Origin of the sequence: Kitasatospora sp. NPDC056327 (assembly GCF_042261735.1) — a bacterium.
Classification (GTDB): Bacteria; Actinomycetota; Actinomycetes; order Streptomycetales; family Streptomycetaceae; genus Kitasatospora.
Genome location: NZ_JBHJRC010000160.1, coordinates 1 through 18,507 on the forward strand (window position 1 = coordinate 1; position 18,507 = coordinate 18,507).

The window sequence follows — 18,507 nt, forward strand, 5'->3', positions numbered from 1 at the left end:
GGCCCGGGGCGCCGGGCGGGGGACCGGCCCGCGGAGACCGCTTCGATCCGGCGCCCGGATCGTTGAACGGGCATGGCGGACGGAACGGCCGGGGCGGACGCGGCGGGTGACGGCGGATCGGCGCCGATGGTGTGGGCGCTCGCGGTGCGGTTGGTGGCCCTGGGGCCACCGCTCGCGGAGCTGATCGTGGAGATCGCGCCGCGGCTGTACGGCGACTTCGCCGAGAACGCGCTGGACAGCGGGTTCGTGCTGGCGGCCGGGGATCCCCCGGCCACGACCGCGGTGGTGGGGGTGCGCGACAGCGCGCTGACCCGGCTCGTCCTGGTGGGCGGCCGGCAGAGCTGGGAGCCGGGCTCCGAGGTCCGGGCGTCACCCGGCTGGCTCGCGGCGGCCGACGGGCGGAACGCGGTGGCCGTGCTGCTCGTGCCGCCGGGGACGTGGCCTCCGGACCTCATGGACCTGGACCCGGTCGAGGGCACGGAGGCGCTCACCCGGAGCCTGGAGTCGGCCCGGGTGACCGGTGCGGTGCTGCACGGCCTCGCCGGCTACGAGCGCCACGTTTCCTGACGGCTGCTCAGAAACCTTTCCCGGTGGGCCCGGCCGGTGGCACTTCGCCCGTCCGCCCCGCCGTTCCCGCAGGTGGGAGCGGGGTCGTACGGGGCCCCAGGTGGCGTAATGCCGTGGCAACGAAAAACCCGCCGGTGCCGCCCTAGGGTTCTCGCCGAACCCCTTCCCGATTTCCCGGCCCCGGAGCGGCACCGATGAACAGCGAGACCCCGAACCCGGGCGGCGCCCGCCGGCTGCGGGCCGACCGGGCCCGGCAGGTGGCGGACGTCCTGCGCCGCCAGGTGCTCGGAGAGGCGTTCAAGGGCGGCCCGCTGCCCCACGAGAACGAACTGGCGGAGGAGTTCGGCACTTCGCGCAACACCGTGCGGGAGGCGCTGGACCTGCTGCGCGGCGAGGGCCTGGTGCGCCGGGTGCCCGGCTCGGGCACGCTGGTCGTGGCCGACAAGGTGCCGCACGGGCTCAACCGGCTGCAGGGGCTCGCCGAGACCCTGCACGAGCACGGCGAGGTGGTCAACGAGGTCCGCGCCTTCGGCCCGGTCCGCGCCCCCGGACCGGTCGCCCGCCGCTTCGGGCTGCCCGAGGGCGCGGACGTGGTGTACGTGGAGCGGCTGCGCCGGCTGAACGGCCTGCCGCTCTCGCTCGACCTGACCTACCTGGCACCCGACATCGGCGCCGGCCTGGCGGCGGAGGAACTGGTGAACCAGGACATCTTCTGCCTGATCGAGAGGATCACCGGGCAGCCGCTCGGCCGGGCCGACATCGTCCTGGAGGCGGTCAGCGCGGACCCGCACTCGGCCGCGGTCCTCGAAGTCCCGCGCGGCTCCGCGCTGCTGATGCTGGAGCGGCTGACCTCGCTGGCCGACGGCCGCCCCGTCGACCTGGAGTACGTCCGCTTCCGCGGCGACCGGATCACCATGCAGGGCAGCCTGCTCCGCGACGCCGCCGTCCTGTGACCCCGGCCTGATCCCTCGCCGACCCGCCCGCTGCACCGAGACACCGCCACGCCGGGCCCCGAACGGCGGAGGCCCCCGAACACCCGGGCCCCGACCGTCCCGGCCCGTCCGCCCCCGGGCCCCCGGCCCCGCGACCCCGAGGAATCCACGCCCATGGCGCTCGCCGACCACCGCTCCGACGTGCCCGTGACCATCGACGCCTCGCTCTGCATCGACGGCTGCACCCTCTGCGTGGAGATGTGCCCGCTGGACTCGCTGGCCATCGACCCGGGCAGCGGCAAGGCCTACATGCACGTGGACGAGTGCTGGTACTGCGGCCCCTGCGCCGCCCGCTGCCCCACCGGCGCGGTCACCGTCAACATGCCCTACCTACTCCGCTGAGGTTCCCTCCCATGCTCTCCACCGAACGACCGAAGCGTCCGGCCCGACCGAGGCCTCCGGCCCGGCCGAAGCGCCCGGCCGCCGCCCTGCTCGCCGTCGCCACCCTGGTCGCCGCGAGCGCCTGCTCGGCGGCCTCCGCCGACGACGGCACCGTCGAGGTGGTCGTCGGCTACCAGTCGAAGACGATCAACACCGTGACCGCCGGCACCCTGCTGCGCGTCCAGGGCTACCTCGAACAGCGGCTCGCCGAACAGGGCCGCGTGGACGGCCGCACCTACCGGGTCACCTGGCAGGACTACGACTCCGGCGCGCCGATCACCGCGCAGATGCTCGCCGGGAAGACCGACATCGGCTCGATGGGCGACTACCCGCTGCTCATCAACGGCTCCCGCGCCCAGGAGGCCGGCGGTCCCGGCACCAGGCTGGTCTCGGTCACCGGCTACAACCTGCTCGGCGCACTCAACTCCGTGGTGGTGCCGACCGGTTCGCCCGCGCACACGCTGTCCGACCTGAAGGGCAGGAAGGTCTCCACCTCGGTCGGCTCGGCCGCCGACGGCACCCTCGTCCAGGCGCTCGCCCGCGCGGGGGTGGCGGACACCGAGATCCAGAAGCAGAACCAGCAGCCCTCCGTCGGCGCCTCCGCCCTCAAGGCCGGCTCGGTCGACGCACTGGCCCAGTTCGTCGCCTGGCCCGGCGCCGTGGTCTTCGCCGGCGACGGCAGGCTGCTCTACGACGGCGCCGCGCTCGGCCGACCGACCCTGCACGGCGTGGTGATCCGCCAGGCGTTCGGGGCCGAACACCCCAATGTCGTCAGGGCGTTCCTCCAGGCCCAGGCCGACGCCACCCGCTTCCTCAACGAGCACCCGCTGGAGGCGAGCCGCAAGGTCGCCGACGCCACCGGCCTGCCGCCCGAGGTGGTCCACCTCTACAACGGCCCCAACGGCATCGCCACCTTCGCCACCCCGCTGGAGCCGGTGCTGCTCGCCGCGCTCCGCGACGACGCGCCGTTCCTCCGCTCGGTGGGCGTCGTCAAGGCGCTGGACGTCGACCGCTTCGTCGACCCCTCCTACCAGGAACAGGCCGCGCTCCCGGTGATCCAGCCGGCCCGGATCACCGGCACCGACCCGGTCTGCGGACGCCCCGTCGAGGACCCGAAGCTGGCCGGCGAGATCTGGTACGAGGGCGAGGGCGCCACCCGGCCGGCCGCCGATCCGCGTTGCCTGCTGCGGGCGGTGAAGCAGGCCCTCAAGGAGCCGGGCCGCAGGGTCCGGGTCGCCTACGTGCCGGACGCCGTCACGGGCACCCGCTGGTTCGCCGACCAGGACCACTGGGTGCGCGACGGGGAGGCACTGCTGCCGTTCACCACCGAGGACGGCGTGTCCGCCTACCTGACGGCCCACGCGGGCTCCCGCCGCCTCACCTACCGGGAAGCCCTGGAGACGTCGTGACGACGGCCCCCGCCCCGGCCCCACCCCCGCGCCGGGCCCGCCCCCCGCGCCCGGACCGGCTGCTGCGCCTGGCGCGGCGGACGGCCGCCCTGCTCGCATTCGTCGGACTCTGGCAGCTGCTGACCGCCCACCGCGTCCGCATCTGGGTCCGCTTCGACCAGCTGCCGACCGCCGTCCAGGTCTGGCAGGCCCTCGTCCACCGGCTCGGCACCGACGAGTACTGGCACGACCTCGCCGACAGCCTGCGGCGGATCGGCTCCGGTTTCCTGCTGGCGGCCCTGCTCGGCGTCGCCGCCGGGGTGCTGACCGCCCGCTCCCGCTGGGCCGCCGACCTGCTCGGTCCCGTCCTGGAGGTGATCCGCCCGATCCCGGCGATCGCGCTGGTGCCGGTGGCCATCATGCTCTTCCCGGAGAACGAGCAGGGCATCGTCTTCATCACCTTCACCGCGGCCTTCTTCCCGGTGCTGGTCTCCACCCGGCACGCCGTGCGGGCCGTCCCGCCGCGCTGGGAGGAGGCGGTGCGGACGATGGGCGCCGGCCGTGTCCGGGTGCTGTGGAGCGTCGTGCTGCCGGGGGCGCTGCCCGGCGTGGCCGGCGGACTCTCGGTCGGCCTCGGGGTGGCCTGGATCTGCGTCGTCTCCGCCGAGATGGTCTCCGGGCAGTTCGGCGTCGGCTACCGGACCTGGTCCGCCTACACCGTGCTCGACTACCCGGGCGTCTTCGTCGGGATGGCGACCATCGGCCTGCTCGGCCGGGCCACCTCCGGGGCGGTCGAACTCCTCGGCCGCCGGCTCACGGCCTGGCTGCCCCCGGCCCGGCCCGGGCTGCCCGCCGGCCGGCCGCCCGCCCCCGGCGCACCGGACGGCCGGACCGCCCCCGTCCCGGCGCGCCCGCGTACCGCGGCGGGCGCGCCCGAGCGGGCGGAGGCGGGCGCATGAGCCTGCGGCTGACCGCCCGGGGCCTGCGCCTGGGCCACCCCGGGCAGCCCGGCCCCCCGGTGCTCGACGGCGTCGACCTCGACATCGCCCCCGGCGAGCTGCTGACCGTGGTCGGCGCCTCCGGCGGCGGCAAGTCCACCCTGCTGCGCGCCCTGGCCGGCCTGCTGGAACCCGAGGGCGGCGAACTCCTCGCGGACGGCGTGCCGTTGCGCGGACCGGCCGCCGATCGGGCGCTGGTCTTCCAGGACGACGGCCTGCTGCCCTGGCGGACCGTCCGGCGCAACGTCGAACTCCCGCTGGCCGTGCGCCGCACACCCCGGGCGCACCGCCGCGCCCCGGTCGCCGAGTGGATCGACCGCGTGGGCCTCACCGGCCTCGAACGCCGGCTGCCGCGCGAACTCTCCGGCGGCCAGCGCCAGCGCGTCCAGCTCGCCCGGGCCCTGGTCGGCGCGCCCAGGGCCGTCCTGATGGACGAGCCGTTCGGCGCGCTCGACGCCGCGACCCGCGCCGGGATGCAGCGCCTGCTGCTGACCGTCCGCGAACGCGAGCGCTGCACGGTGGTGTTCGTCACCCACGACGTCGACGAGGCGCTGCTGCTCGGCGACCGGGTCGCCGTCCTCGGCGGCGGCACCCTCGCCGCCGTCCACACCGTCCCGCACCCCCGCGACCCCGCCGCCACGGCCGGCCCGGCCCTGCGCGACCTGCTGCTGGAGCAGCTCGCCGCCCCCGGCCCGCGCTCCGCCGGCCCGGAGCGGGACCGGGTTCCGGAGCGGGACCCCGCCCGGGACCCGGGACCCGGCCGTCCCGGCGGCCCGGTCCCGCACTCCGACCGTCCCGGCCCGAGGCCGTCCGAGAGAGGCACCCCGTGAAGATCCCCGACCTCGCCGACGCCCGCCGGCTGAGCTGCGACGTCCTGGTGATCGGCGGCGGCACCGCCGGGTCGATGGCCGCGATCAGCGCCGCCGAGGCCGGCGCGCGCGTCCTGCTGCTGGAGAAGGCGCACGTGCGGCACTCCGGCGCGCTCGCCATGGGCATGGACGGCGTCAACAACGCCGTCGTGCCCGGCCGCGCCGACCCGGACGACTACGTCGCCGAGATCACCCGCGCCAACGACGGCATCGTGGACCAGCGCACCGTCCGCCGGACCGCCACCCGGGGCTTCGCCATGGTGCGGCGCCTCGAAGGCTACGGGGTGAAGTTCGAGAAGGACGAGCACGGTGCCTACCAGGTGCGCCAGGTCCACCGCTCCGGCAGCTACGTGCTCCCCATGCCGGAGGGCAAGGACGTCAAGAAGGTCCTCTACCGCGTCCTGCGCGAACGCCGCCTGCGCGAACGGATCACCATCGAGAACCGGGTGATGCCGGTGCGGGTCCTCACCGCCGGCGGGCGGGCGGTGGGCGCCGCCGGGTTCGACACCCGCGGCGGAGGGTTCGTCACCGTCTCGGCCGGCGCCGTGATCCTGGCCACCGGAGCGTGCGGCCGGCTCGGCCTGCCGGCCAGCGGCTACCTCTACGGCACCTACGAGAACCCGACCAACGCCGGCGACGGCTACGCCATGGCCTACCACGCCGGGGCCGAACTCAGCGGCATCGAGTGCTTCCAGATCAACCCGCTGATCAAGGACTACAACGGGCCCGCCTGCGCCTACGTCGCCAACCCCTTCGGCGGCTACCAGGTGAACCGGCACGGAGAGCGGTTCGTCGACTCCGACTACTGGTCGGGCCGGATGATGAGCGAGTTCGCCGCCGAACTCGCCTCCGACCGGGGTCCGGTCTTCCTGCGCACCACCCACCTCCCGGAGGAGAGCGTGCGGGCCCTGGAGGACATCCTGCACACCACCGAGCGCCCCACCCGGGGCACCTTCCACGCCGGGCGCGGCCACGACTACCGCACCCACGACGTCGAGATGCACATCTCCGAGATCGGCCTGTGCGGCGGGCACTCCGCCTCCGGCGTCCAGGTGGACGAGGACGCCGCCACCACCGTGCCCGGCCTCTACGCGGCCGGCGACCTCGCCTGCGTGCCGCACAACTACATGATCGGCGCCTTCGTCTTCGGCGACCTCGCGGGCACCCACGCCGCCGCCCACCTGCCCGCCGTGCGGGCCGAACTGCCGCCGGACCAGGTCGAGGCGGCGCACGCCCTGGTCTACCGGCCGCTGCGCAACCCCGGCGGGCCGCCGCAGCCGCAGGTCGAGTACAAGCTGCGGCGGTTCGTCAACGACTACGTCGCCCCGCCCAAGACCGGCGCGCGCCTCTCCCTCGCCCTGGAGCACCTGGAGCGGATGCGCGGCGAGATCGCCGCCATGGGGGCCCGGACCCCGCACGAGCTGATGCGCGCCGTCGAGGTCGACTTCATCCGGGACTGCGCCGAGATGGCCGCCCGCTCCTCGCTGGCCCGCACCGAGAGCCGCTGGGGCCTCTACCACCAGCGAACCGACCACCCCGAGCAGGACGACGAGCGCTGGTTCAGCCACCTCAACCTGCGCCGGAACGAGTCCGGGGCGATGGAGTTCCTCACCCGCCCCGTCCACCCCTACCTCGTCCCGGTGGAGGGCCTGGAGCCGCCGGCGCTGCCCGTCACCGTGCTCGGCGAGGTCCACCCGCAGCCGGTCGGCCGCGGCTCCGGCCCGGGCCCGGCGCCCGCCGGCACGCCCGCCCCCGGGACGGCCGCCGCCGCGGCGCCCGCACCCGCCGCGGCCTCGCCCCGGCTGCTCGGACTGCTGCGCCTCGCCGAGGGGCGGCCCACCCTCGGCCGGCTGGAGCCCTACCTGCTCGACCCGGCGGCCGAGGTGCGCCGCACCGCGGTCACCGTCCTCACCGAGAGCACGCCGCCCGGCACCGGTGCGGCGCTGGCCCACGCCCTGGCGGACCGCGACGCAGGGGTCCGGGCGGCGGCGGTGGCCGGCCTGCGCGAGCTGGCCGAGGTGCTGGACGGCCCGGCGCTCGGCCCGGACCTGGAACGCGCCGCGGCCTCGCCCGATCCGGTGGTCCGGGCCGGCGCCCTGGAACTCGCCCGGGTGCTGCGCACCGGCACGGTTCCGCTCTTCAGGGCCGCGCTGGCCGACGCCGCCGTCCCCGTACGGCTCCGGGCCGTGCACGGACTGGTCGCCCTCGACGCGTCCGGCGCGCTGGCGGGCGCCGCCGGGGACACCGCCCGCGAGGTGCGGGTGGCCGTCGGGGAGGGCCTGGGCACGGTCGGCGACCCGGCCGCCGTGCCGGTCCTCGCCGGGCTGGCGGCCGACCCCGACCCGCTGGTCCGGGCCGCCGCTCTGACCGGGGCCGCCGGGGTCGGCTGTCCGCCCGTGCTGGCCGCGCGGGCGGTCGGCGCGACCACCGACCGGGCCTGGCAGGTCCGCCGGGCCGCCGCCGCGGCCCTCGCGGCCGCCGGTGAACTGCCGCCGCTGCTGGCCCTGCTGGGCGATCGGGAGGCGGACGTCCGGAAGGCCGCCGTCCGCGCGCTCGCGCCGTTCGCCGCCGGCCCCGAGGTCACGGCGGCCCTGCGCGAGCGGCTCGCCGACGCGGACGCGGACGTGCGCGCCTACGCCCGGCTCGCCCTGCGGCCCCGCCCGGCCACCCGGGCCGGCGCCGCCGTCCTGCCGGAGGCCGTCCTGACCGCCATCGCGGCGGTGGGCTCCGAGGACCGGGCGGCGGAGGAGGGCCGCTGACGGCCCCGGCCCGGCCGGCGGAAGGCCCTTCCGGCGGGGCGCCGCCGGGACGCCCACGGCGCGCCGCCCGGGCCCCGGCGGGTCAGCCCTGTTCGACGCCGAGCGCCGCCAGCAGCTCCTCGCGCAGCGCCGCGCGCCCGGCCGTCCCGGCCCCGGCCGGCGGCCGCAGGTCGTGCGAGATCCGCCCCCCGTTCAGCACCAGCACCCGGTCGGCGAGCGCGAGCGCCTCGTCGATGTCGTGGGTGACCAGCAGCACGCACGGCCGGTGCCGGTCGCACAGCCGCCGCAGCAGGGTGTGCATCCGCAGCCGGGTGAGCGCGTCGAGCGCCCCGAACGGTTCGTCCAGCAGCAGGAGTTCGGGCCGGCGCACGAGCGCCCGGGCCAGTGCGGCCCGCTGTGCCTCGCCGCCGGAGAGCACGGCGGGCCAGTCGCGTTCGCGCCCGCCCAGCCCGACCTCGGCGAGCGCCTCGCGGCCGGTGCCGGCGGCGTCCGGGCCGGTCAGCCCGAGCACCACGTTGTCCAGCACCCGGGCCCACGGCAGCAGCCGGGCGTCCTGGAAGACCACCGAGACGCGGTCCGGGACGTCGACCTCGCCGTGCGCCTCGCCGCCCCGGCCGGCGTCGCCGCCGTCCAGCCGGCCGAGGGCCCGGAGCAGGGTCGACTTCCCGGAGCCGCTGTGGCCGAGCAGGGCGGTGAACTCGCCGGCCGCGAGGTCCAGGTCGACGCCGTCCAGGACGCTCCGGCGGCCGAACACCCGGGTCAGCCCGCGCAGCCGGACGGCGGGAGCGGGTCCGGCCGCGGTGCCGGTGGTCAGGCCAGGGTGCGACGCCATGCCAGCGCCCTCCGTTCGATCAGGCGGACCAGGGTGTCCGAGAGCAGTCCGAGCAGTCCGTAGACGACCAGGCCGACGACGATCACGTCGGTGCGGCCGAAGGTGCGGGCCTGGGTCATCAGGTAGCCGATGCCGCTGGAGGCGTTGATCTGCTCGCTCACCACCAGCACCAGCCAGGAGATCGTCACCGACATCCGCAGCCCGGTGAAGAAGCCCGGGGCGGCGCCCGGCAGCGCGACCCGGCGCAGGAACTGCAGCGGCGTCAGGTCGACGGTCCGGGCGAGCTCCGCGTACCGGGGGTCCAGACCGGTCAGCCCGGCATGGGTGTTGAGGTACACCGGGACGAGCGTGCCGAGCGCGACCAGGATCACCTTGACCTCCTCCCCGATGCCGAACCAGAGGATGGCCAGCGGGACCAGCGCGAGGATCGGCAGCGAGCGGACCAGCTGCACCGTGCCGTCGATCAGGGCCTCGCCGATCCGGCTGAGCCCGGCGGCCAGCGCCAGCAGCAGCCCCGCCGCGACCCCGGAGCCGAGCCCGAGGACGGCCCGCTGGAGCGAGACCAGCAGGTGCTCCTGGAGTTCGCCGCGCACCACCAGGTCGCCGAACGTCGCGGCGACGTCGGCGGGTGGGGCGAGGGTCTGCGGGTCCAGCAGACCGGTGGCGGAGGAGACCCACCACAGGGCGAGCAGCAGCAGCGGGCCCAGCGCGCGGGCGAACGGCCGCCGGGGGCGGACCGGGCCCATCCGGCGCCGGCGCCGCTTCGCACGGGACGGCGGGGCGGGGCGGCCGGGACCGCGGGGGACGGTGGGCGCTGTCGCGGCGGCCACGGCGGTCCTCTCGGTGGGGGCGGGCAGGGGAGCGGGTCCGGGCACTGACACGGTCAGCCGGCCAGGGCGGCGCGCTGGACGGCCTCGAAACGGCCGTCGTAGGTGCCCGCCACGTCGAGCTTCCCGGGCAGCGCCCCGGCGTCGGTGAGCACGTCGGCGATGGCCTGGTGGTCGGCCACGGCCTGCGGGTAGGCGGGGAAGGCGGCGGTGCCGGTGTTCCGGAAGACCTGGGCACCGGTGGCGGCCGGGATGTTCTGCTTCTTCACGTAGTACTGCTCGACCCAGTCCGCCTCGTTGGCGTTCTGCCAGGCCAGCGCCTTGGTCCAGCGGGCGGTGAGGTCGGCCAGCGCGGCCGCCCGGGCCGGGTCGCGCAGGGTCCTGCCCGGGGTGATGAGCAGCAGCAGGCCGCTGGTGAGGTCCTTGTCGTCGGTGATCTCGTGCGCGCCCTTGTCGGCGTTGGGCAGCAGGTACTTGGAGGCGAGCGGCTCGGTGAGCGCCGCCGCGTCGATCTGGCCGCTCTGCAGGGCGGCGGGGATGTCCAGCACCTGGAGGTTGACCAGGGTGACGTCGGTGGTCCTGAGCCCGGCCCGCTTGAGCGCGTTGAGGACGGCGGGCTGGAAGGTGGTGCCCTCGGTGTAGGCGATCCGCTTGCCCTTGAGCTCGGCGACGGTCCTGGCCGGGTTGCCGGGCGAGGTGACCAGGTGGACGGAGGAGCGGCTGGTCTGGGCGACGCCGACCACCTTCACGTCCTGCTGGGCGGCCTGGGCGAAGATCGCCGGGGTCTCGCCGACGATGCCGAGGTCCAGCGAGCCGGCCCGGAAGGCCTCCAGGATCGTCGGGCCGCCCTGGAAGGCGCCGTAGGTGAGCCCGTACGGGGTGTCCCGGTCCTGGCCGGAGGCCTTGAGCAGCATCTCCAGCTGGGCGTTCTGGTCGCCGATCCGCAGCTCGGTGCCGGCCGGGACGGCGGTGGGCAGCGCCTCCTGCGGCGCGGGCGGCGCGCCCGCGGTGGTGCCGGTGCCGCTGCCCGTGGAGGCGCAGGCGGTCAGGGCGAGGGCGAGGGCGGCGACGGCGAGGACGGCGGCCGGACGGCGGGGGCGGTGCATGGGTGAACTCCTTGGTGGTGACCGGGGATCGGGGCCCGGGTGGTGCGGGGTGCGGGGCACCCGGCGGCGGTGACGAGGGTGACGGTGGGCGCGGGGGCAGGCCGGGCGGCGCGCCGGGCCGGGGAGGCGGCGTGGTGCGGTGCGCTCGGGTCCGGCGCGGTGCGGCGGGAGAAGGGGACGGCGGGGCGGCGGTGACCGCCCGTCGGTCACGGGCGCGCGGGGGAGGGCCCGCCGGCCGCGCCTGCGGGACATCGGCCGGTCGGCGGGCGCAGGGCGTCGAGCGCACCCCGTACCGTGCCGCCGCCGGCCGCGAGCGCCGCGAGCGCGTCGGCCGGGCCGGTGCCGGCCAGCAGCAGCACCAGGGCGGCCTTGAGATCGCCCCCGGTGGCGCCGAGCGCCGAGCGGCAGTCCTCGGGGGCGGCGCCGGTGGCCTGGCCGAGCAGGGTGACCGTGCGGGCGGCGAGCTTCCGGTTGCCCGCCGCGACGTCCGTCATGAGGTTGGAGTAGGTGCGGCCGAGGCGGACCATGACCGCCGTGGAGAAGCCGTGCAGCACCAGCTTCTGCGCGGTGCCGGCCTTCATCCGGGTCGACCCGGTGATCGCCTCCGGGCCCGAGTCCACGCAGACGTGCAGATCGGCGAGCGCGGCGAGCGGGGCCCGCGGGTCGGCACTGACCAGGACCGCGGTCGCGCCGGCCGTCCGCGCCGCCGCCAGGGCGCCCGCGACGTAGGGGGTCCGGCCGCTCGCGGCGAGGCCGAGGACCACGTCGCCGGCCGTCACCTCCGCGAGCGCGGCCCGGCCGGCGGACTCGCTGTCCTCCGCGCCCTCGGCGGCCGTGGTCAGCGCGCCCGGGCCGCCCGCGAGGTGGACCCGGAACCGGCCGGGCTCCAGCCCGTAGGTGGGCGGGAGTTCGGCCGCGTCCAGCACGGCGTACCGGCCGGAGGAGCCCGCACCCACGTAGTGCACGGTGCGGCCGGCCCGCAGCGCGTCGACGGCGGCGTCGACGGCTCGGGCGAGCACCGGCAGGGCGGCGGCCACGGCGGCGGGGACGAGTGCGTCCTCGGCGTTGACCAGGCGCAGCACGCCGAGCGCGTCGAGCCGGTCGATGTCGGTGGTGCGCGGATTGCGCGCCTCGGTGGGCGGGTGGTGCACGGGAACTCCCGAGGACGGTGCGTGCGGCGCGGCGCGCGCGGCCCGGAGACGGGCGTGAGCGGTCGGCGGGCACGGGGGCCGGGGTGCGGCCGGGAACGGGCGGCGCGCGGCGGCTGCGGAGCCTGGGCGCGGGGGTCAGCGAAGCGGCGCGAGGGCCGGACAGGCGGCCGTGGTGACGCGGCAGAAGTCCACGTGGGCCCGGGTGGTGAGAGCGGCGGTACGGGGCACGGCGCGGTCTCCTTCCCGGGGCACGGATGGCACACTTCGGACACACCCGGGGGTTGACACCCGTCGGGATGTCGAGGATTCTCGCACAGAACTCTTCGGATGTGGAAGAGCAACATCGGTGGCCGCGGGCCCGGGAACGGGCGGCGACGGCAACAGACCCGTGGAAGGGGTGCCGTGGACCGGACGTCGGCCCAGGCTCTGATCGTGCGACTGCGGGGCCGACTGCCCTCCCTCTCGCCGGTCGAACGCGCCGTCGCCGAACGGGTGCTGGCCGACCCGGCCGGCGCGGCCTCGTTGAGCATCGGCCGACTCGCGGCGGCCGCCGGGGTCTCCGACACCTCCGTGACGAGGTTCTGCCGCACGCTCGGCCTGCGCGGGTACCCCGACCTGCGCCTCGCCCTCGCCGCCGCCCAGGTGGCGGCCGAGGGGGAGTTCGCCGTGCGGGTCGGGGCCGAGGACGACATCGCGCCCGACGACGACACCCGCACCGTGGTGGCGAAGGTGGCCCGGCTGAACGCCCGGGCGGCCGAGGACACCGCCGCCCAGCTCGACCTCGCCGCCCTCGACGCGGTGGTGGGCGCGCTGGCCGCCGCCCGCCGGGTCGAGGTGTACGCGGCGGGCGCGGGCGCGGTGGTCGCCGCCGACCTGGAGTACAAGCTGCAGCACCTCGGCCTGGTCTGCGCCGCCCGGTCGGACGTGCACCGCGCCCTGATGGGGGCCGCCCACCTGACCGCCGCCGACGTCGCCGTCGGGATCTCCTACTCCGGCCGCACCGCCGAGGTCCGCGACCCGGTCGAGGAGGCCGTGCGGCGCGGCGCGACCACCGTCGCCCTCACCAGTGACCCCGGCTCGCCGCTGGCCGGGGCCGCCGGCCACGTGCTCACCTTCGCGGGCCGGGAGAGCGACCGCCGCACCGGGGCGACCGTCAGCCGCACCGCCCAGCTCACCGTCGTCGACTGCCTCTACGTCCGCCTCGCCCAGCACCTCGACGGGCGCGCCGCCGACGCCCTCGACCGCACCCACCACGCCGTCACCCGCGCCCGTGCCGCCGACCGTTCCCGTGCCTGAGCGCCCGGCCTCGCCACGGCCGGTCCTGTCCGGCGTGCCGTCACCCGACCGTGCGTCCCGCACGGACTCCCCGCCCGACCGCCCCGTTCCGCCCCCGCCGTCCCGTCCTCCCGCGCCCGCTCCGTCGGCGGCGCCGCGGCCGGCCGGGTCGGCGGGGGAGTGCTGGGTGGTCGGGGTGGACGTGGGCGGGTCCGGGATCCGGGTCGCGCTGGCGCCCGCGCGGTGGCCCGGCGGGCTCGCCGGAGCGCGGACGACCGAGGTGGCCGCGGCCGCGCGGGTCTCGCCGGCCGCGGGCGGGCAGGACGCCGAGGCGCTGCTCGGCCGGTTGCTGCCCGCGATCGACGGTCTGGCCGCCGGACTGCCGCCCGGGGCGCGGATCGGGGCCGTCGCCGTCGGCGCGACCGGGATGGCGCTGCTCGGCCGGGACCTCGCCGCCCGGCTGCCCGGCCCGCTCGCGCGGGCCACCGGGGCCCGGCGCCTGGTGCTGGCCGGGGACGCGGTCACGGCCCACGTGGGTGCGCTGGGCACGGACGCCGGCGTGACCGTGGCCGGGGGCACGGGTCTGGTCGCGACCGGTCACCGCCCCGGCGGCGGCTGGCGGCGGGCCGACGGATGGGGGCAGCTGCTCGGGGACTGCGGCAGCGGCGGCTGGCTGGGCCGCGCCGGCCTGGAGGCGGCACTGCGCGCGTACGACGGGCGGACCGGCGGCTCGCCCGCGCTGCTGGCGGCGGCCGAACGGCGCTACGGCCCGGTGACCGGCCTCCCCGCCGCGCTCCAGCCCCGTCCCGACCGGGCCGCGCTGCTCGCGGAGTTCTCCCCGGACGTCGCGGCGGCGGCCAAGGACGGCTGCGCGGTCGCCGCCGGGCTGGTCGGGCGGGCGGGCGAGGAGATCGCCGCCACCGCGACGGCCGTGGCCACCGCGACCGGACTCCCCGCGCCCCACCTGGCCCTGACCGGCGGCCTCTTCCGGCTCGACCCGCTGCGCCTGGCGGCCCGCCGGGCCCTCGCGGACTCCCTCCCCGGGGCGCGGCTGCGCGATCCCGACGGCCCGCCGCTCCTCGGCGCCCTCCGGCTCGCCGCCTCCGCCGCGCTCTCACCGGACCTGCCGTGGCCGCTGGACCCCCCGCTCCTCGACCTCCTGGACCACCTCGATTCCGACCGGCGGTCCCGTTGAGGTGGCTGCCGTGAGTCGGGCCGGAGCAGGAAGTCGGCCCGGCCGGCTTTCCGCTCCGGCACCGGGCGGGCCGGGGTGCGGCCGGTGCCCGAGGGGCGGTTGGTGCGCCGGGGGTGGGACCCGTGCGAACGAATCATTCCGATGTCACCCGCCGTTGGTCATGAGAAAACAAATTTCCCGGGATGCTGAAATACTCCTGAAATAGAACAGCAATATGGTGCGACCGGTGCCGTTCGGTTCTGTTCGAAGAAATCGAAACCGCCGCGCGCTGGATCGTGAACGGCCGGACCGGACCGCCCGCCCGGCGCACGCCCGTGCCCGCCGACCGGGGACGGGGTCGCCGCCGCTGTCGCCCAACCCGGACGGGACGTTCGCATCCACGCAGGTCGAAGCGGATTCGCCCGGCTCCCGCCGCCGGCGCCGGAAGCCGCTCCGGCGCCCTGCCTACAGCACCCCGGACCCACGGACGCAGAGCGGTGGCGCGGCACCGAGCGCCCGGCGCCCGGTAGGTGGCGGAGTGCGATCCGGGGGCGTGAAACCGTCCGGACGGGCGGAATGCGCGCCGTTGCGGAGAAGTCGCCACCGACCCACTATTCGGATGGTCTTCTCGACACATGGAATGTCCACCTCCCGGGGTACGCGGCCACCACGAGCGCCGCGCCCTCCCCGGGGCCGGCCCCGCCGGCACCGGCGTCACCCCTCACCGTTCCGCCCCCGCAGTACCGCTCGGCCGCCCGGGGACCGGCGCGTGCCGTCCAGCGCCTGCCGTCCACCGCTGCGCCGTTCACCGCTGCGCCGTTCACCGCTGCGCCGTTCACCGCTGCGCCGTTCACCGGCGCACGACCGTCGCCGCACGACCCACCGTCGTGCCGGCGTACCCGCCGGCACCGCCGGCCGTCCCGTCCCGCCGTCCCGTTCGTCGCCGTACCCGTGCGTTCCGCAGCCCTGCCCTCCCTACGGGCCCCCGCCTGCGCTCCGCCGCTCCGCCCGTCACCGTCCCGTCGTTCCGCCTGCCGCCTGCCGCCTGCCGCCTGCCGCCTGCCGCCGTCCCGCCGCTCCGTCCACCGCCGTCCCGCCGCTCCGCCCGCGTCGACCCCTGCCACGAGGAGGGTTTCCGTTGGACAACCGGTACGAGGCCTACGCCTACGCCGACCCGCTCTTCTACGACTCGCCCCGGCGCTGGGGAGCGCACGAGGAGTTCGCCGCCGTGACCCGCCCCCTGCCCGAGGGCTGGGAGCACGGCGACCTCGAAATGTGGGCGGTGGTGCGCCCCGTCGGCGTGCGAATCCCGGACCAGGGCTGGAAGATCCACGTCTCCTCGTGCGCCGGGACCGCCGAGGAGGTGCTGGAGACCGTCCACGCCTACTGCCTGCGCGAACGGGTGACCTTCAAGTTCCTGCGCGGTCTGCCCATCCTCCAGGTGCAGAACTCCAAGTACGCGCCGCGCGGTTCCAGCGGGAAGTTCTGCACGCTGTACCCGGTGGACGACGCGCAGCTGGAGCGGTGTCTGCACGGTCTCGGCGCGCTGCTGGCCGGCTACCGCGGTCCGTACATCCTCAGCGATCTGCGCTGGCAGCAGGGTCCGCTCTACCTGCGGTACGGCGGGTTCGCCGAGCGGCACTGCCGCAACGAGGCGGGCGAGCGGGTCCTTGCGCTGCTCCGGCCCGACGGGCGGCTCGTGCCGGACGTGCGGGGCGCGGCCTTCGCCGTCCCCTCCTGGGCGCCGGTGCCGGAGTGCATCGCCCCGGCGGTGGCCGAGCGGGCGGCGCACCGGGACACCGGACTGCCGTACACCGTGGAGCGGGTGCTGCACTTCTCCAACGCCGGCGGCGTCTACCTGGCCCGCGACGGGCACGACGGTCCGCCCGTGGTGCTGAAGGAGGCCCGTCCGCACGCCGGGCTGGACCAGCGCGGCGTGGACGCGGTGACCCGGCTGCGCAACGAGCACGCCGTGCTCGCCCGGCTCGCCGGTGTGCCCGGGGTCCCCGCCGAGCACGGGGTGCTGACGGCCTGGGAGCACGAGTTCCTGGTCCAGGAGTACGTGGCCGGGCAGTCCCTGACCGAGTGGCTGACGGCCCGCTATCCGCTGATCCACCCCGACGCGGACGAGGACGCCGTCGCGCGGTACACCGCCGACGCGGTGGCGGTCGTGGCGCAGGCCGAACGGGCCCTGGCGCGGATCCACGCCCGCGGCATCGTCTTCGGCGACCTCCACCCGCGGAACCTGATCGTCAGGCCGGACGGCGAGCTGTACTTCATCGACTTCGAACTCGCCAGCGGTGTCGAGGACTTCATCCGGCCGGCGCTCGGAGCGGCCGGGTTCACCGCACCGCCCGGCCGCACCGGGACCGACATCGACCGGTACGGGCTCGCGGCCCTCCGTCTGTGGCTGTTCTACCCGCTGGTCCAGCTCACCGCGCTGGACCCGGACAAGACCCCGGAGCTGGCGGACGCGATCGAGCGGCGCTTCCCGGTGCCGCCCGGCTACACCGACGAGATCCGCCGGCACCTCGCGCGGGCGCCGCACGACGGCCGCACGCCCCGCCCCGAACTGGAGGAGGGCCGCGCCGGGGCCCGCGCACTGCTGGAGGCGCCGGTCGCCGACTGGCCGGCGATCAGGGACTCGCTGGCCGCCGGGATCGCCGCGGCGGCCACCCCCGACCGCACCGACCGGCTCTTCCCGGGCGACGTCGCCCAGTTCACCCACGGCGGGCTCGGGCTGGCGCACGGAGCGGCCGGCGTCCTGTACGCCCTGCACGCGACCGGCGCCGGGGTGGACCCCGGCCACCTGCGGTGGCTGGCCCGCGCCGCCCGGCACCGCACGCTCCCGGCGGGCCTCTACCACGGCGGTCACGGCGTCGCCTACGTCCTCGACCTGCTGGGCGAGCGCGAGCAGGCCCTGGGCCTGCTGCGCGCACTCACCGCGGCCGGGGACCGCGCGACGGCCGCCGACGGCGAACCGCCGGCGCCCCCCACCCTCGCCTCCGGCGGCCCGGGGATCGCGCTCACCCTGCTCCACTTCGCCCGCGCCGCGGGTGAGGAACGGCTGCTGGACGAGGCACTGGCCACCGCCATGAGCGCCGCCGTCACCTGGGAGAAGACCGGGAGGGGTGACGCCGGACGACGCGCGGGGCTGCTGGCCGGCGCCTCGGGCGCGGCCCTCGCGCTCGTCCGGCTCCACGAGCACACCGGGGACCGGACGCTGCTCGACCGGGCGGAGACGCTGCTGGAACTGGACCTCGACCGCTGCGTCACGATGGGCGACGGGACGCTCCAGGTGGTCGACCGGCGCCGGGTCCTGCCCTACGTCGAGACCGGCAGCGCCGGGATCGGGCTGGTCCTGGAGGCCCTGCTCGCGCACCGTCCGGACTGCGCCCCGGCCGCCCGGCGGGCGCCGATCCGCCGGGCGGCGGAGCCCGAGTTCGTCATCCAGCCGGGGCTGTTCAACGGACGGGCCGGGCTCCTGGCCCACCTCGCCCGGACCGGGCGGGGGAGCGGCGGGGCGGACGCCGGGCCGGTCGACCGGCACCGCGCGCTGCTGGCGCTCCACCTGGTGCCGTTCCACGGTCACCTCGCCTTCCCCGGCGACCAGTTGCTGCGGTTGTCGACGGACCTGGCGACGGGTTCGGCCGGAGTGCTGCTGGCCCTGGGCACAGCCCTGGCGGGCACCCCGTTCCTCCCGTTCACGGACCCGACCGGACCCGCCGCCGCGCCCGGCCCCGCCGCGCCCGGCCCCGCCGGCCCGGCCGCCGGCCCCGGCACGCCGCCGCACCGCTGACGCGGGCACCCCGGCACCGACCGAACCCCCGGAACCGACCGAACCCCGCCGCCGGGCCCACCGGCCCGCGGCCCCGGGCGCGACCCGCGCCCCCACAGTCTCCCGGCCGTCCGGCCGGGTGGTTCACCGCGAAGTGAAGGAGAACGTCATGGCGATCCTCGACCTCCAGACCCTGGAGCTGCCCGAGACCGAGGCGGCCCCGATCGACGACACCATCGCCAGCACCAGCTCGCTGAGCGTGCTGAACTGCGGGACCAGCACGGTCAGCACGCTGCTCTGCCTCTGATCCCCCGCGCCGCCCCCGTGGGCGGCCCGTAGGGTCGGGCCGGCCGGGCGGTCCCCGGACCACCCGGCCGGCCTCCGGGCCGCGGCGGCCTCCGCCGCGGCCC

At 77.0% G+C, this 18,507-nt stretch carries 14 protein-coding genes and 1 pseudogene; 11 read left to right on the forward strand and 4 right to left on the reverse strand.

All coding sequences use genetic code 11. The features are described from left to right. The first annotated feature begins 72 nt into the window (after positions 1-72). The 7 genes and pseudogenes from ACFCX4_RS22375 to ACFCX4_RS22405 all read left to right on the forward strand — a co-directional run bounded on the left by ACFCX4_RS22375 (position 73) and on the right by ACFCX4_RS22405 (position 7,954). Complete coding sequence (locus tag ACFCX4_RS22375; protein ID WP_376145075.1) at positions 73-567, forward strand: hypothetical protein; 495 nt, start codon at positions 73-75, stop codon at positions 565-567. 194 nt (positions 568-761) lie between these two features. Beyond that, entirely contained in the window at positions 762-1,520 is a 759-nt protein-coding gene (locus tag ACFCX4_RS22380; RefSeq protein ID WP_376145076.1) for a GntR family transcriptional regulator, read from the forward strand. 153 nt (positions 1,521-1,673) lie between these two features. Then, positions 1,674-1,901, forward strand: a complete 228-nt coding sequence (locus ACFCX4_RS22385; RefSeq protein WP_376145078.1) for a ferredoxin family protein — start codon at positions 1,674-1,676, stop codon at positions 1,899-1,901. Positions 1,902-1,912: 11 nt separating this feature from the next. After that, the gene (locus ACFCX4_RS22390) at positions 1,913-3,349 is read left to right on the forward strand and encodes an ABC transporter substrate-binding protein (protein ID WP_376145080.1); all 1,437 of its coding nucleotides are present in this window, start codon (positions 1,913-1,915) and stop codon (positions 3,347-3,349) included. Between the two features lie 59 nt (positions 3,350-3,408). Continuing rightward, complete coding sequence (locus ACFCX4_RS22395; RefSeq protein WP_376145099.1) at positions 3,409-4,287, forward strand: ABC transporter permease; 879 nt, start codon at positions 3,409-3,411, stop codon at positions 4,285-4,287. After that, positions 4,284-5,018 (forward strand): annotated as a pseudogene (locus ACFCX4_RS22400) (ABC transporter ATP-binding protein); the annotation flags it as partial. The gene ACFCX4_RS22395 and the pseudogene ACFCX4_RS22400, both read left to right, overlap by 4 nt. Positions 5,019-5,152: 134 nt before the next feature. Further along, positions 5,153-7,954, forward strand: coding sequence for a fumarate reductase/succinate dehydrogenase flavoprotein subunit (locus tag ACFCX4_RS22405; RefSeq protein ID WP_376145082.1), 2,802 nt, complete (start codon positions 5,153-5,155; stop codon positions 7,952-7,954). Positions 7,955-8,036: 82 nt separating this feature from the next. On the opposite strand, the gene ACFCX4_RS22410 is transcribed toward ACFCX4_RS22405, so the two are convergent. The 4 genes from ACFCX4_RS22410 to ACFCX4_RS22425 all read right to left on the reverse strand — a co-directional run bounded on the left by ACFCX4_RS22410 (position 8,037) and on the right by ACFCX4_RS22425 (position 11,870). After that, entirely contained in the window at positions 8,037-8,786 is a 750-nt protein-coding gene (locus ACFCX4_RS22410) for an ABC transporter ATP-binding protein (protein ID WP_376145084.1), read from the reverse strand. Beyond that, positions 8,765-9,616: an ABC transporter permease gene (locus ACFCX4_RS22415; protein WP_376145086.1), complete on the reverse strand. Its 852-nt coding sequence runs from the start codon at positions 9,614-9,616 to the stop codon at positions 8,765-8,767. Before ACFCX4_RS22415 ends, ACFCX4_RS22410 begins: the two co-directional genes overlap by 22 nt. 53 nt (positions 9,617-9,669) lie before the next feature. Next, a complete protein-coding gene (locus tag ACFCX4_RS22420) occupies positions 9,670-10,719 on the reverse strand; it encodes an ABC transporter substrate-binding protein (RefSeq protein ID WP_376145087.1) in 1,050 nt (349 codons plus the stop codon). 206 nt (positions 10,720-10,925) lie between these two features. Beyond that, positions 10,926-11,870 carry an N-acetylmuramic acid 6-phosphate etherase gene (locus tag ACFCX4_RS22425; RefSeq protein ID WP_376145089.1) on the reverse strand — a complete coding sequence of 315 codons (945 nt, stop codon included), beginning with the start codon at positions 11,868-11,870 and terminating at the stop codon, positions 10,926-10,928. A 402-nt stretch (positions 11,871-12,272) separates the two neighbouring features. On the opposite strand from ACFCX4_RS22425, the gene ACFCX4_RS22430 reads away from it, so the two are divergent. The 4 genes from ACFCX4_RS22430 (at position 12,273) to ACFCX4_RS22445 (ending at position 18,404) form a co-directional block, all read left to right on the forward strand. After that, complete coding sequence (locus ACFCX4_RS22430; protein ID WP_376145091.1) at positions 12,273-13,166, forward strand: MurR/RpiR family transcriptional regulator; 894 nt, start codon at positions 12,273-12,275, stop codon at positions 13,164-13,166. Between the two features lie 166 nt (positions 13,167-13,332). Further along, complete coding sequence (locus ACFCX4_RS22435; protein WP_376145093.1) at positions 13,333-14,340, forward strand: N-acetylglucosamine kinase; 1,008 nt, start codon at positions 13,333-13,335, stop codon at positions 14,338-14,340. Positions 14,341-15,457: 1,117 nt separating this feature from the next. Continuing rightward, positions 15,458-18,118, forward strand: a complete 2,661-nt coding sequence (gene lanKC, locus ACFCX4_RS22440; RefSeq protein WP_376145095.1) for a class III lanthionine synthetase LanKC — start codon at positions 15,458-15,460, stop codon at positions 18,116-18,118. Positions 18,119-18,266: 148 nt separating this feature from the next. Beyond that, a complete protein-coding gene (locus ACFCX4_RS22445) occupies positions 18,267-18,404 on the forward strand; it encodes a SapB/AmfS family lanthipeptide (protein ID WP_376145097.1) in 138 nt (45 codons plus the stop codon). The last annotated feature ends 103 nt before the right edge of the window (positions 18,405-18,507 follow it).

Excerpts from the sequence above, each read along its gene's own strand:
- ACFCX4_RS22375 (WP_376145075.1), top strand. The coding sequence starts at position 73 with ATGGCGGACGGAACGGCCGGGGCGGACGCGGCGGGTGACGGCGGATCG.
- ACFCX4_RS22380 (WP_376145076.1), top strand. The coding sequence starts at position 762 with ATGAACAGCGAGACCCCGAACCCGGGCGGCGCCCGCCGGCTGCGGGCC.
- ACFCX4_RS22385 (WP_376145078.1), top strand. The coding sequence starts at position 1,674 with ATGGCGCTCGCCGACCACCGCTCCGACGTGCCCGTGACCATCGACGCC.
- ACFCX4_RS22390 (WP_376145080.1), top strand. The coding sequence starts at position 1,913 with ATGCTCTCCACCGAACGACCGAAGCGTCCGGCCCGACCGAGGCCTCCG.
- ACFCX4_RS22410 (WP_376145084.1), bottom strand. The coding sequence starts at position 8,786 with ATGGCGTCGCACCCTGGCCTGACCACCGGCACCGCGGCCGGACCCGCT.
- ACFCX4_RS22420 (WP_376145087.1), bottom strand. The coding sequence starts at position 10,719 with ATGCACCGCCCCCGCCGTCCGGCCGCCGTCCTCGCCGTCGCCGCCCTC.
- ACFCX4_RS22445 (WP_376145097.1), top strand. The coding sequence starts at position 18,267 with ATGGCGATCCTCGACCTCCAGACCCTGGAGCTGCCCGAGACCGAGGCG.